Origin of the sequence: Streptomyces sp. NPDC048258, from assembly GCF_043201995.1 — a bacterium.
Taxonomy (GTDB): Bacteria; Actinomycetota; Actinomycetes; order Streptomycetales; family Streptomycetaceae; genus Streptomyces.
Genome location: NZ_JBICZH010000002.1, coordinates 327,567 through 341,101 on the forward strand (window position 1 = coordinate 327,567; position 13,535 = coordinate 341,101).

Annotated in this window: 13 protein-coding genes; 12 read left to right on the forward strand and 1 reads right to left on the reverse strand. The window is 68.1% G+C overall.

The genetic code is table 11. The annotated features are described in order from the left end of the window. The first annotated feature begins 153 nt into the window (after positions 1-153). The 12 genes from glyA to ACGFYQ_RS05735 all read left to right on the forward strand — a co-directional run bounded on the left by glyA (position 154) and on the right by ACGFYQ_RS05735 (position 11,549). Positions 154-1,383 (forward strand): serine hydroxymethyltransferase, encoded by a 1,230-nt coding sequence (gene glyA / locus ACGFYQ_RS05680; protein WP_393740294.1) that lies wholly within the window; start codon positions 154-156, stop codon positions 1,381-1,383. A gap of 116 nt (positions 1,384-1,499) precedes the next feature. Next, positions 1,500-2,834 (forward strand): MraY family glycosyltransferase, encoded by a 1,335-nt coding sequence (locus tag ACGFYQ_RS05685; RefSeq protein WP_393740296.1) that lies wholly within the window; start codon positions 1,500-1,502, stop codon positions 2,832-2,834. Positions 2,835-3,108: 274 nt separating this feature from the next. Next, a complete protein-coding gene (locus ACGFYQ_RS05690) occupies positions 3,109-3,546 on the forward strand; it encodes a hypothetical protein (RefSeq protein WP_393740298.1) in 438 nt (145 codons plus the stop codon). Positions 3,547-3,787: 241 nt separating this feature from the next. Beyond that, on the forward strand, positions 3,788-4,597 hold the full coding sequence (gene atpB / locus ACGFYQ_RS05695; protein WP_393740911.1) for a F0F1 ATP synthase subunit A: 810 nt from the start codon (positions 3,788-3,790) through the stop codon (positions 4,595-4,597). A 77-nt stretch (positions 4,598-4,674) separates the two neighbouring features. Further along, positions 4,675-4,899: an ATP synthase F0 subunit C gene (atpE, locus tag ACGFYQ_RS05700; RefSeq protein ID WP_030545783.1), complete on the forward strand. Its 225-nt coding sequence runs from the start codon at positions 4,675-4,677 to the stop codon at positions 4,897-4,899. A 42-nt stretch (positions 4,900-4,941) separates the two neighbouring features. Continuing rightward, entirely contained in the window at positions 4,942-5,484 is a 543-nt protein-coding gene (locus ACGFYQ_RS05705; RefSeq protein WP_393740300.1) for a F0F1 ATP synthase subunit B, read from the forward strand. Beyond that, on the forward strand, positions 5,481-6,296 hold the full coding sequence (locus ACGFYQ_RS05710) for a F0F1 ATP synthase subunit delta (protein WP_393740302.1): 816 nt from the start codon (positions 5,481-5,483) through the stop codon (positions 6,294-6,296). The genes ACGFYQ_RS05705 and ACGFYQ_RS05710 overlap by 4 nt, the downstream gene beginning before the upstream one ends. A 129-nt stretch (positions 6,297-6,425) precedes the next feature. Then, positions 6,426-8,021, forward strand: a complete 1,596-nt coding sequence (atpA, locus tag ACGFYQ_RS05715; protein WP_393740304.1) for a F0F1 ATP synthase subunit alpha — start codon at positions 6,426-6,428, stop codon at positions 8,019-8,021. A 20-nt stretch (positions 8,022-8,041) separates the two neighbouring features. Beyond that, positions 8,042-8,959 (forward strand): F0F1 ATP synthase subunit gamma, encoded by a 918-nt coding sequence (locus tag ACGFYQ_RS05720; protein WP_393740306.1) that lies wholly within the window; start codon positions 8,042-8,044, stop codon positions 8,957-8,959. Further along, positions 8,959-10,401 (forward strand): F0F1 ATP synthase subunit beta, encoded by a 1,443-nt coding sequence (atpD, locus tag ACGFYQ_RS05725; RefSeq protein WP_360888493.1) that lies wholly within the window; start codon positions 8,959-8,961, stop codon positions 10,399-10,401. Before ACGFYQ_RS05720 ends, atpD begins: the two co-directional genes overlap by 1 nt. 164 nt (positions 10,402-10,565) lie before the next feature. Then, a complete protein-coding gene (locus ACGFYQ_RS05730; protein WP_328927684.1) occupies positions 10,566-10,937 on the forward strand; it encodes a F0F1 ATP synthase subunit epsilon in 372 nt (123 codons plus the stop codon). Between the two features lie 165 nt (positions 10,938-11,102). Continuing rightward, entirely contained in the window at positions 11,103-11,549 is a 447-nt protein-coding gene (locus tag ACGFYQ_RS05735; protein WP_328927685.1) for a DUF2550 domain-containing protein, read from the forward strand. Between the two features lie 70 nt (positions 11,550-11,619). On the opposite strand, the gene ACGFYQ_RS05740 is transcribed toward ACGFYQ_RS05735, so the two are convergent. Further along, complete coding sequence (locus tag ACGFYQ_RS05740; RefSeq protein WP_393740309.1) at positions 11,620-13,518, reverse strand: glycosyl hydrolase family 18 protein; 1,899 nt, start codon at positions 13,516-13,518, stop codon at positions 11,620-11,622. Between the last annotated feature and the right edge of the window lie 17 nt (positions 13,519-13,535).

Consider the following 13,535-nt stretch of genomic DNA (forward strand, 5'->3'; position numbering starts at 1 on the left):
GAGCCTTGCCCCACCCCGCTCCTTGTCCCCCAGCTACCGCTGGGAGGTGCCCCCAGAAACCGGGGCTCCGCCCCAGCAGGGCGGCCCGTCGCAGGGCGCGATGCGCGGCCTCGGCCTACAGTGGCTGGTACCCGGTACCCCTGGAGTCGCGCCATGAGCGTCATCACCCAGCCCACGGACATCCTGCGACGGCAGGACCCGCAGATGGCCGACGTGCTCGCGGGGGAGCGGCAGCGGCAGGCGAGCACGCTGCAGCTGATCGCCGCCGAGAACTTCACCTCGCCCGCCGTGCTCGCCGCGCTCGGGTCGACGCTCTCCAACAAGTACGCCGAGGGATACCCCGGCGCCCGCTACCACGGCGGATGCGAGTACGTCGACGCGGCCGAGCAGCTCGCCGTGGAACGGGCGAAGGCGCTGTTCGCGGCCGAGCACGCCAACGTACAGCCGCACTCCGGCTCCTCCGCCGTCCTGGCCGCCTACGCCGCGCTGCTGCGGCCCGGGGACACGGTGCTGGCGATGGGGCTCCCGTACGGGGGCCACCTCACCCACGGCTCGCCCGCCAACTTCTCCGGGCGCTGGTTCGACTTCGTCGGGTACGGGGTCGACGCCGAGACGGGACTCATCGACTACCAGCAGGTGCAGGACCTCGCCCGCGCGCACCGGCCGAAGGCGATCGTCTGCGGGTCCATCTCCTACCCCCGCCACCCCGAGTACTCGGCCTTCCGGGAGATCGCCGACGAGGTCGGGGCCTATCTGATCGCCGACGCCGCCCATCCGATCGGGCTGGTGGCCGGCGGGGCCGCGCCCAGTCCGGTCCCGTACGCCGACATCGTCTGCGCGACCACGCACAAGGTGCTGCGCGGGCCGCGCGGCGGGATGCTCCTGTGCGGCGCCGAGTTCGCCGAGCGGATCGACCGGGCGGTGTTCCCCTTCACCCAGGGCGGCGCCCAGATGCACACCATCGCCGCCAAGGCCGTCGCCTTCGGGGAGGCCGCCGGTCCCGCCTTCACCACGTACGCCCACCGGGTCGTCGGCAACGCCCGGGCGCTCGCCGAAGCGCTGGAGGACCACGGCTTCACCGTCACCACGGGCGGGACCGACACGCACCTGATCACCGCCGACCCGGCCCCGCTGGGCGTCGACGGTCCGACCGCGCGCGGCCGGCTGGCCGCCGCCGGGATCGTGCTCGACACCTGCGCCCTCCCGTACGGGGACCAGCGCGGCATCAGGCTGGGCACGGCGGCCGTGACCACCCAGGGGATGGGGGAGCCGGAGATGCTCCGCATCGCGGCACTGTTTGCCGCCGCGCTGCACGGGGAAGCCGCGAAAACCCGTACGGAGGTCAACGAGCTCACGCTGGGATTTCCCCCGTACGGTGAGTAATCAGGACAAGAGGGGCGTACCGCAACCGGGATGCCGCCCCCTCGCGTCCTCGGTGGTAGGGACATCACAGCTAATGTGTGGGGCTGAGATGGCCGGCGATACATCTGGGGCAGCCCGTGCGTGAATATCTGCTGACGCTTTGCGTCACGGTCGCGGTGACCTACCTGCTGACCGGGCCCGTGCGGAAGTTCGCGATCGCGGCCGGGGCCATGCCGGAGATCCGCGCCCGCGACGTGCACCGCGAGCCCACGCCACGGCTGGGCGGCATCGCCATGTTCGGCGGCCTGTGCGCGGGGCTGCTGGTCGCGGACAACCTGCGGAACCTCAACGGTGTCTTCGAGCTGTCGAACGAACCGCGCGCACTGCTCTCCGGCGCCGCCCTGATCTGGCTGGTCGGCGTACTCGACGACAAGTTCGAGCTCGACGCCCTGATCAAGCTAGGCGCGCAGATGATCTCCGCCGGCGTGATGGTCATGCAGGGTCTGACCATCCTGTGGATCCCCGTCCCGTGGATCGGGACGGTTCCGCTCACCCAGTGGCAGGGCAACCTGCTCACCGTGGCGCTCGTCGTGATCACCATCAACGCGGTGAACTTCGTGGACGGACTGGACGGCCTCGCCGCCGGCATGGTCTGCATCGCCGCCGCCGCGCTCTTCCTCTACGCGTACCGGCTCTGGTTCGGCTACGGCATCGAGCAGGCCGCGCCCGCCACCCTCTTCGCCGCGATCCTGATGGGGATGTGCCTGGGCTTCCTGCCGCACAACATGCACCCCGCCCGGATCTTCATGGGCGACTCCGGCTCGATGCTCATCGGCCTGGTGCTGGCCGCCTCCGCGATCTCCATCAGCGGTCAGGTGGACCCGGACGCGCTGGCCCTGTTCGCGGGCGGTGAGCGCAACGCGACGCACGCGATGCTCCCCGTCTTCATCCCGCTGCTGCTGCCGCTGACCATCATCGCGATCCCGATGGCGGACCTGATCCTGGCCATCGTCCGGCGTACCTGGAAGGGCCAGTCGCCCTTCGCGGCCGACCGCGGGCACCTCCACCACCGGCTGCTGGAACTCGGGCATTCGCACAGCCGCGCGGTGCTGATCATGTACTTCTGGTCGGGGCTGATCGCCTTCGGCACCGTGGCGTATTCGGTGAATTCCGCCTCGATGTGGATCGTGCTCGCGATCGCCGCGCTCAGCGCCGTGGGCCTCATCCTGCTCCTCCTGCCGCGCTTCACCCCGCGCGCTCCGCGCTGGGCGGAGAAGCTCGTGCCGCCGCGCTACCGGCATGCCGCACGGGCCGCCGAGGCCGCGGCGGAAGCCGCCGCCGCGGATGCCTCGGGAGCCGAGCCGGAGCCCGTCAGGCCGATCGCCGCCGGTGTGTCAGGCGTCAACGGGGCGACCGCCATCGGCCCCCGTTCGCGCTTCCCCGACCGGCGTAAGGCTGAATCGACCCGCTGACAGCGCTGGCGCATGTCGGACATGAACGCCCTTTACCAGACAAGAGGTTCCCCTGTCGCGCACACACGCGCAGGGTCCCTCTCATGTGTGACAGTCAGCACACTTCGCAGGTAAAGCTCTCATCAAATAGTTTGTGATACCGTTCACTAAACCCGGCGACAGAGCCGAAGGACCGTAGTGCGACGGTCCATTGGCCCGAGGTTCCCTCTCGGACCGGGCTTACGCTCGTCCTGTACGAGTCCCGTGCCCCCACCACCACGCGGAGCAAACCGCCATGCGGTCAGATGACGTCCGATCCCTCCTGCAAGCCGCCGTACCCACCGCTGTCGCCGGCGCTCTCGCCGCCGTGATCAGCGCGCTGGTCGTCGGCAGCAAGGGTGCGGTCGGTGCCGTCGTCGCGACGCTGGTCGTGATTCTCTTCATGGGCATCGGATTCGTCGTTCTGCAGCGCACGGCGAAAACACTCCCGCATCTCTTCCAGGCCATGGGGCTCATGCTCTACGCGGCCCAGATTCTGCTGCTCTTCGTCTTTCTCGCCGCGTTCAAGAACACCACCCTGTTCCACCCCAAGGCCTTCGCGATCACGCTCGTCGCCACCACCCTCGTGTGGATCGGCGCACAGACGCGTGCTCATATGAAGGCCAAGATCCTCTACGTCGAACCGGACTCGATGAAGGGCGACAAGCCCGAGAATCCGGGACCGAAGTCGTGAGGGGTAGGGTCGGGATAAGTGCGCGTTCGGCGTCCTGCTATCGTCCGGTGCCAACTGCGGCACTGCGGGCGCGGGCATCTGAGCTGACGCCTGTTCCATCGCGAGGCTCGATGCCTGATAGCCGCCCCACCATCCGTTACACCAGTCCAGTGCCGAACCGCGGCTGCGCGCCGCGCCGACACAACGAGGTTGCCGTACCTATGCGCCACGCTGAAGGAGCCCTGCGGTGAGTGCTGCTGACATGACGCTCGCCTTCGATATCAACTGTCATTTCGAAGACGGCACTGGCTGCGGCTTCCCGGGCCCGACCCTGTACTCGTTCCTGTTCAAGCCGATCTTCGGCGACGCGGACAGCAACCTGTACTTCAACAAGACGATGCTGCTCGCCCTGCTGGGCTCGGTCATCATCGTCGGCTTCTTCTGGGCAGCGTTCCGGAAGCCGAAGGTCGTCCCGGGCAAGCTGCAGATGGTCGCCGAGGCGGGCTACGACTTCGTACGCCGTGGCATCGTCTACGAGACGCTCGGTAAGAAGGAAGGCGAGAAGTACGTCCCCTTCATGGTCGCGACGTTCTTCTTCGTCTGGATCATGAACCTGTGGTCGATCGTGCCGCTCGCCCAGTTCCCGGTGACCGCCGTCATCGCGTACCCGGCCGGCCTCGCCCTCGTCATCTACGTCATGTGGATGTCGGTGACCTTCAAGCGCCACGGCTTCGTCGGCGGCTTCAAGAACATCACGGGCTACGACAAGTCCCTCGGCCCGATCCTGCCGATGGTCATGGTGATCGAGTTCTTCTCGAACGTCATCGTCCGCCCGTTCACCCACGCGGTCCGACTGTTCGCGAACATGTTCGCCGGTCACACCCTGCTGCTGCTGTTCACCATCGCCAGCTGGTACCTGCTGAACGGGATCGGCATCGCCTACGCCGGTGTCTCGTTCGTCATGGTCATCGTGATGACCGCGTTCGAGCTCTTCATCCAGGCTGTTCAGGCGTACGTCTTCGTGCTCCTGGCCTGCAGCTTCCTGCAGGGCGCGCTCGCCGAGCACCACTGAGCGAGTTCGCTCCGCAAACCCCCGAATCGTCCGGTGGCCAACCCCCACCGGTCCATGAAAGAGAAGGAAGAACTGGCATGTCCCAGACCCTTGCTGCCGTCGAAGGTTCCCTCAGCTCCGTCGGTTACGGTCTCGCGGCGATCGGCCCGGGCGTCGGCGTCGGCATCATCTTCGGTAACGGCACGCAGGCTCTCGCCCGTCAGCCCGAGGCTGCCGGTCTGATCCGCGCCAACCAGATCCTCGGCTTCGCCTTCTGTGAGGCGCTCGCCCTCATCGGTCTGGTCATGCCGTTCGTCTACTAAGACGAACTCCACGACTAGTCCGAATCGACGAAAGGCACTGATGTGAACCTCCTGGTTCTCGCGGCCGAGGAGCCGGGTAACCCCCTCGTCCCGCCGATCCCCGAGCTCGTCATCGGTCTGATCGCCTTCGTCATCGTCTTCGGTTTCCTCGCGAAGAAGCTCCTCCCGAACATCAACAAGGTTCTGGACGAGCGCCACGCGGCGATCGAAGGCGGTATCGAAAAGGCAGAAGCCGCTCAGACCGAGGCCCAGAGCGTCCTGGAGCAGTACAAGGCCCAGCTCGCCGAAGCCCGGCACGAGGCCGCGCGCCTGCGCCAGGAAGCGCTGGAGCAGGGCACTGCGCTCAAGGAAGAACTGCGCGCAGAGGGCCAGCGGCAGCGTGAGGAGATCATCGCTGCCGGCCACGCCCAGATCGAGGCCGACCGCAAGGCCGCCTCTCAGGCGCTGCGTCAGGACGTGGGCAAGCTCGCCACCGACCTGGCCGGAAAGCTCGTCGGCGAGTCCCTTGAGGACCACGCCCGGCAGAGCCGCACGATCGACCGTTTCCTCAGCGAGCTCGAGGAGAAGGCCGAGGCCGCCCGATGAACGGAGCGAGCCGCGAGGCGCTGGCCTCCGCGCGTGAGCGTCTCGACGCGCTGACGGACAACACGTCCGTCGACGCGGCGAAGCTCGCCGGTGAGCTGGCTGCCGTCACCGCGCTGCTCGACCGTGAGGTCTCGCTGCGTCGGGTCCTCACCGACCCGGCGCAGGCCGGCGAGGCCAAGGCCGAGCTGGCCGGTCGCCTGCTGGGCGGCCAGGTGGGCGGGGAAACCCTCGACCTGGTGTCCGGCATGGTCCGGTCCCGCTGGTCGCAGTCCCGTGACCTGGTGGACTCGCTGGAGGAGCTGGCGAACACCGCCGACCTCACGGCAGCCCAGCAGAACGGCGCTCTCGACAACGTCGAGGACGAGATCTTCCGCTTCGGCCGGATCGTCTCCTCGAACACCGAGCTGCGTGCGGCGCTGACCGAGCGTGGCGCCACCACCGCCGCCAAGAGCGAGCTGCTGCGCAGCCTGCTCGACGGCAAGGTGAACGCCGTCACCGAGCGCCTGGTGATCCGTCTTGTCACGCACCCGCGTGGACGTAGCCTGGAAGCGGGACTCGAGTCCCTTTCCACGCTCGCCGCCGAGCGCCGCAACCGCATGGTCGCCACCGTGACCAGCGCGGTTCCGCTCAGCGACGTGCAGAAGCAGCGTCTCGGCGCGGTGCTGGCCAAGCTGTACGGCCGCCAGATGCACCTGAACCTGGACGTGGACCCCGAGGTCCTCGGCGGGATCTCGGTGCGAGTCGGCGACGAGGTCATCGACGGCACCATCGCGGACCGCCTTTCCGAGGCGTCCCGCCGCATGGCCGGCTGACCAGCCACCAATAGAACAACGCATTCCTAGCGGCCCGGTTGGGCCGTGCAGAACTTGCAGAAGATTCCTGGGGGTCGCCCCCAGACCCCTAAGAAGCTTCAGGCCCAACAAGGAGAGCAGGGAACCCAGATGGCGGAGCTCACGATCCGGCCGGAGGAGATCCGGGACGCACTGGAGAACTTTGTCCAGTCGTACCAGCCGGACGCGGCCTCGCGCGAGGAGGTCGGAACGGTCAGCGTTGCCGGCGACGGCATCGCGAAGGTGGAGGGCCTGCCCTCCGCCATGGCGAACGAGCTGCTGAAGTTCGAGGACGGCACCCTCGGTCTCGCCCTCAACCTCGAGGAGCGCGAGATCGGTGCGATCGTCCTCGGCGAGTTCAGCGGTATCGAGGAGGGCCAGCCGGTGCAGCGCACCGGTGAGGTTCTCTCCGTAGGTGTCGGCGAGGGCTACCTCGGCCGCGTTGTCGACCCGCTCGGCAACCCGATCGACGGCCTCGGCGAGATCGCGACCGAGGGCCGCCGCGCCCTCGAGCTGCAGGCCCCGGGCGTCATGGTCCGTAAGTCGGTGCACGAGCCCATGCAGACCGGCTACAAGGCCGTCGACGCGATGGTGCCGATCGGCCGTGGCCAGCGTCAGCTGATCATCGGCGACCGTCAGACGGGTAAGACCGCTCTGGCCGTCGACACGATCATCAACCAGCGCGACAACTGGCGCTCCGGCGACGTGAACAAGCAGGTTCGCTGCATCTACGTCGCCATCGGCCAGAAGGGCTCGACCATCGCGTCCGTTCGCGGCGCCCTGGAAGAGGCCGGCGCGCTCGAGTACACGACGATCGTCGCCGCCCCGGCGTCCGACCCGGCCGGCTTCAAGTACCTGGCGCCGTACACCGGTTCCGCCATCGGCCAGCACTGGATGTACGCCGGCAAGCACGTCCTGATCATCTTCGACGACCTGTCGAAGCAGGCCGACGCCTACCGCGCCGTGTCGCTGCTGCTGCGCCGCCCGCCGGGCCGTGAGGCCTACCCGGGTGACGTCTTCTACCTGCACTCGCGTCTGCTGGAGCGCTGCGCCAAGCTCTCCGACGAGATGGGTGCCGGTTCGATGACCGGTCTGCCGATCGTCGAGACCAAGGCGAACGACGTGTCGGCGTTCATCCCGACCAACGTCATCTCCATCACCGACGGCCAGTGCTTCCTGGAGTCCGACCTGTTCAACGCGGGCCAGCGCCCGGCGCTGAACGTCGGCATCTCGGTCTCCCGCGTCGGTGGCTCCGCCCAGCACAAGGCCATGAAGCAGGTTTCCGGCCGTCTGCGCGTGGACCTCGCCCAGTACCGCGAGCTGGAGGCGTTCGCCGCCTTCGGTTCCGACCTGGACGCCGCGTCGAAGAACTCGCTGGAGCGCGGCAAGCGCATGGTCGAGCTGCTGAAGCAGGGCCAGTACCAGCCGATGCCCGTCGAGGAGCAGGTCGTCTCCGTCTGGGCCGGTACCACCGGCAAGATGGACGACGTCCCGGTCAACGACATCCGTCGCTTCGAGTCGGAGCTGCTGGAGCACCTGCGCCGCGAGCGCAAGGACCTCCTCACCTCCATCGCCGAGGGCGGCAAGATGTCGGACGACACCCTGACGTCGATCGCTGACGCCATCGCCGGCTTCAAGCGCCAGTTCGAGACCTCGGACGGCAAGCTCCTGGGCGAGGACGCACCGGCCGTCAACGTCTCCAAGTGACGACGGAAGGGACCTGACTCATGGGAGCGCAGCTCCGGGTCTACAAGCGTCGCATCCGTGCCATCACGGCGACCAAGAAGATCACCAAGGCGATGGAGATGATCTCCGCCTCGCGCATCGTCAAGGCGCAGCGCAAGGTGGCGGCGTCGATGCCGTACGCGACCGAGCTCACCCGTGCGGTGACCGCGGTGGCGACCGGTTCGAACGCCAAGCACGCCCTGACCACCGAGGTCGAGGCGCCGACCCGCGCCGCGGTCCTGCTCATCACGAGCGACCGCGGTCTGGCCGGCGGCTACTCCTCGAACGCCATCAAGCAGGCCGACCGGCTCACCGAGCGGCTGCGCGCTGAGGGCAAGGACGTCGATGCCTACATCGTCGGCCGCAAGGGTGTCGCGTACTACGGGTTCCGCGAGCGCAAGATCGCGGAGTCGTGGACCGGCTTCACCGACAGGCCGGAGTACGCCGACGCCAAGCGCGTCGCGGGGCCGCTGATCGAGGCCATCCAGGCGGACACCGCCGAGGGTGGCATCGACGAGCTGCACATCGTCTACACGGAATTCGTGTCGATGATGACGCAGAACGCGGTGGACGGCCGGATGCTGCCGCTCAGCCTTGACAAGGCTGCGGAGGAGACCGGTGCGAAGGGCGAGATCCTTCCGCTGTTCGACTTCGAGCCGTCGGCGGAGGACGTCCTCGACGCCCTGCTGCCGCGCTACGTCGAGAGCCGCATCTACAACGCACTGCTGCAGTCGGCCGCTTCCGAGCACGCCGCCCGCCGCCGCGCGATGAAGTCGGCCACCGACAACGCCGGGGATCTCATCAAGAGCCTCTCCCGGCTTGCCAACGCGGCCCGCCAGGCCGAAATCACCCAGGAAATCAGCGAGATCGTCGGTGGCGCCAGCGCCATGGCTGACGCGACCGCGGGGAGTGACAAGTAATGACGACCACTGTTGAGACGGCCGCCGCCACGGGCCGCGTCGCCCGGGTCATCGGCCCGGTCGTCGACGTGGAGTTCCCCGTCGACGCGATGCCCGAGATCTACAACGCCCTCAAGGTCCAGGTCGCCGACCCGGCCGAGGACGGCAAGCTCAAGACCCTGACCCTTGAGGTCGCGCAGCACCTGGGTGACGGCCTCGTCCGTACCATCTCGATGCAGCCGACCGACGGCCTGGTCCGCCAGGCCCCGGTGACCGACACGGGCGAGGGCATCACCGTCCCCGTCGGTGACTTCACCAAGGGCAAGGTCTTCAACACCCTGGGTGAGGTGCTCAACTACCCCGAGGCGAACGCCGAGGTCACCGAGCGCTGGCCCATCCACCGCAAGGCCCCTCGCTTCGACGAGCTTGAGTCGAAGACCGAGATGTTCGAGACCGGCGTCAAGGTCATCGACCTTCTCACCCCGTACGTCAAGGGTGGAAAGATCGGTCTGTTCGGTGGTGCCGGTGTCGGCAAGACCGTTCTGATCCAGGAAATGATCTACCGCGTCGCCAACAACCACGACGGTGTGTCGGTGTTCGCGGGCGTCGGTGAGCGTACCCGTGAGGGCAACGACCTCATCGAGGAAATGGGCGACTCGGGCGTCATCGACAAGACGGCGCTCGTCTTCGGCCAGATGGACGAGCCCCCGGGCACCCGTCTGCGCGTCGCGCTTGCCGGTCTGACCATGGCGGAGTACTTCCGCGATGTGCAGAAGCAGGACGTGCTGTTCTTCATCGACAACATCTTCCGGTACACCCAGGCGGGTTCCGAGGTGTCGACCCTGCTCGGCCGCATGCCCTCCGCGGTGGGTTACCAGCCGAACCTGGCCGACGAGATGGGTCTCCTCCAGGAGCGCATCACCTCGACCCGTGGTCACTCGATCACCTCGATGCAGGCGATCTACGTCCCCGCGGACGACCTGACCGACCCGGCGCCGGCGACCACCTTCGCCCACCTCGACGCGACGACGGTTCTCTCCCGTCCGATCTCCGAGAAGGGCATCTACCCGGCCGTGGACCCGCTGGACTCGACGTCCCGCATCCTCGACCCGCGGTACATCGCGGCGGACCACTACGCGACCGCCATGCGTGTCAAGGGGATCCTCCAGAAGTACAAGGACCTCCAGGACATCATCGCGATCCTCGGTATCGACGAGCTGGGCGAGGAGGACAAGCTCGTTGTCCACCGTGCCCGTCGCGTCGAGCGCTTCCTGTCGCAGAACACCCACGTGGCGAAGCAGTTCACCGGCGTGGACGGTTCGGACGTTCCGCTCGACGAGTCGATCACCGCGTTCAACGCGATCTGCGACGGTGACTACGACCACTTCCCCGAGCAGGCGTTCTTCATGTGCGGTGGCATCGAGGACCTGAAGGCCAACGCCAAGGAGCTGGGCGTCTCCTGATCCGGCGCGCTCCGCGAGGAGCGCATCCGGTTCGCAGGCCCCCCGGCTTCGCCGGCAGGTGCCTCGACGGAGAGGGGCGGGTATGTCCCGTCCCTCTCCCCACGCCCATTAGAATTTGACCCAACACCCGGCTGAACCGCCGGGTGGTGACCCGAGGAGCCACCTTGGCTGCTGAGCTGCACGTCGAGCTGGTCGCGGCGGACCGCAATGTCTGGTCCGGCGAGGCCACCCTTGTTGTCGCCCGCACCACGTCCGGCGACATCGGCGTCATGCCCGGTCACCAGCCGCTTCTCGGTGTGCTGGAATCGGGCCCTGTGACCATCCGCACCAGCGGGGGCGACACTGTCGTCGCGGCGGTGCACGGCGGTTTCATCTCGTTCGCGGACAACAAGCTGTCCCTGCTGGCCGAGATCGCCGAGCTCGCGGACGAGATTGACGTCCAGCGTGCGGAGCGGGCACTGGAGCGCGCGAAGGCGGAGGCCGACGCGGCCGCCGAGCGTCGCGCGGATGTCCGGCTGCGCGCCGTAACGGGCTGAACACCCGTCGGAGTTTGAACCGCTGAGTACCGGGGGGCCATCCTCCGGGACACAGCAGACCTCAGCCGCGGTCCGTTCTGGAATTTTCCAGACCGGGTCGCGGCTGAGGCGATGCGGGTCCGTTTTTCGTTTGTAGTTTTTCGATGAGCGAGGAGGTCGGTGAAGATGCTCCTCGCTCTGCTTGTGAGCGGCCTGGTCGTAGCCCTGGTGGTGATCGGGCTGTTTGTCTTCGGGCTGCGCCGCAGACTCATCCAGCGGTCCGGCGGCACCTTCGACTGCAGCATGCGCTGGGGTGTGCCCGAGGAGACCGACACCTCCGGCAAGGGCTGGGTGTACGGGGTCGCCCGCTACAGCGGCGACCGGATCGAATGGTTCCGTGTCTTCAGCTACTCGCACCGCCCGCGCCGGCTGCTGGAGCGTTCCTCCATCGAGGTCGTCTCGCGCCGCGCCCCCGAGGGCGAGGAGGAACTGGCCCTGCTCTCCGACGCCGTCGTGCTCGGCGCCCTCCACCGGGGGACGCGCCTGGAGCTGGCGATGAGCGAGGACGCCCTGACGGGTTTCCTCGCGTGGCTGGAGGCGGCGCCTCCCGGGCAACGGGTGAATGTGGCCTGAGGGCCTGAGGGACTCTGGACATGAAGAAGCCGGGGAGACGGGGGCGGACCCGTCTCCCCGGCTTCGGTCTTTACTGGAGTCCGGTGTGGATCGCGTTCGCGAGCTCACCGTTGGTGGTGTCGCCGCTGAACTCCCAGAAGAAGGCTCCCTTGAGGCCCTGCTGCTTGGCCCAGGTCATCTTCCCGGCGATGGTGGCGGGGGTGTCGTAGCTCCACCAGTTGCTGCCGCACTTGGCGTAGGCCGTGCCGGCGATGGTGCCGGTGGCCGGGCAGCTGCCCTTGAGCACCTTGTAGTCCTCGATGCCCTGCTCGTACGTGCCCTGCGCGGGCCCGGTGGCGGTGCCGCCCGGGGCGGCCTGGGTGACGCCGGTCCAGCCGCGGCCGTAGAAGCCGATGCCGAGGTTGAGCTTGGAGCCCGCGATGCCCTTGCCCTTGAGCTTGGTGATCGCGGCCTCGGAGTTGAAGCCCTGTTGCGGGATGCCGGCGTACGAGGTGAGCGGGGAGTGCGGGGCCGTCGGGCCCTGCGCCGCCCAGGCGCCGAAGAAGTCGTACGTCATGACGTTGTAGAAGTCGACGTACTGCGCGGCGCCCGCGTAGTCGGCCGCGTCGAGCTTGCCGCCGTTGGAGCCGTCGGCGGAGATGGCGGCGGTGACCAGGTTGGAGCCGCCGAACTTGGTGCGCAGCGCGGACATCAGGTTCTTCAGGGCGGCGGCGCCGCTGGTGTCGCAGGACAGACCGCAGGCGTTCGGGTACTCCCAGTCGATGTCGATGCCGTCGAAGACGTCGGCCCAGCGCGGGTCCTCGACCAGGTTGTGGCAGGACTGGGCGAAGGCGGCCGGGTTCGCCGCGGCCTGGCCGAAGCCGCCGGACCAGGTCCAGCCGCCGAAGGACCACAGGACCTTGATGTTCGGGTACTGCTTCTTCAGCTTGCGCAGCTGGTTGAAGTTGCCGCGCAGCGGCTGGTCCCAGGTGTCGGCGACGCCGTCGACGCTCTGGTCGGCGGTGTAGGCCTTGTCGTAGTCGGCGTAGGCGTCACCGATGGTGCACTGGCCGTTCTGGACGTTGCCGAAGGCGTAGTTGATGTGGGTGATCTTCGCGGCGGAGCCGGAGGTCACCAGGTTCTTCACGTGGTAGTTGCGGCCGTAGACGCCCCACTCGGTGAAGTAGCCGAGCTTGACCTTGCCGCCCGGGTCCGGGGGAATGACGCCGCCGGTCGTGGTCACCGAGACGGAGCCGGAGGAGGGGCCGGTCTGGTCGACGGTGTCGCGGGCGGTGACGCTGTAGGTGTAGGCCGTGCCCTTGGTCAGGCCCGAGTCCGCGTACGTGGTCCCGGTGACGGTGGCGATCTTGCTGGAGCCCCGGTAGACGTCGTAGTTCTTGATGCCCTTGTCGTCGGTGGCCGCGGACCAGCTCAGGGTCAGTGAGGTGTCGGCGACGTTGCTCGCCGTGGGGGTGCCGGGGGCGGTGGGGGGAGTGTCGCCGGGCTGGGTGCCGTCACAGGAAGCGCCGTTGATCTTGCAGCCGCCGGGGGAGCCGCCGCCGGTGCCGTTGAATCCGAAGCTGGCGGTCCCGCCGGGGGCGAGGGTGCCGTTCCAGCCCACGTTCTTGCCGGTCCAGTGGGTCCCGGAGCTGGTGACGGTGGCGTCCCAGGCGGAGGTGACGGCGGTGCCGGCCGGGTAGTCCCACTCGACGGTCCAGGAGGTGATCGTGGTGGTGCCGGTGTTCTTCACCGTCCACTTGCCCTCGAAGCCGGTGCCCCAGTCGGAGACCTTGGTGTACGTCGCGGTCGCCGAGGTGGCGGCCTGGGCGGGTCCTGCCAGCACGACGAGCCCGGTGACGGGCAGGGCGAGCGCGGCCACGATCGCCGCGACGCGGGTGAAGAACCGGGCACGCCTGGTGCGGGGTGGGGATGCTGTGCTCAAGGGTGATCCTCCGTAGGTCCGTCGCGGTCGTGGGGCCGACTGCGACATGGGGGTGGGACCTGCGC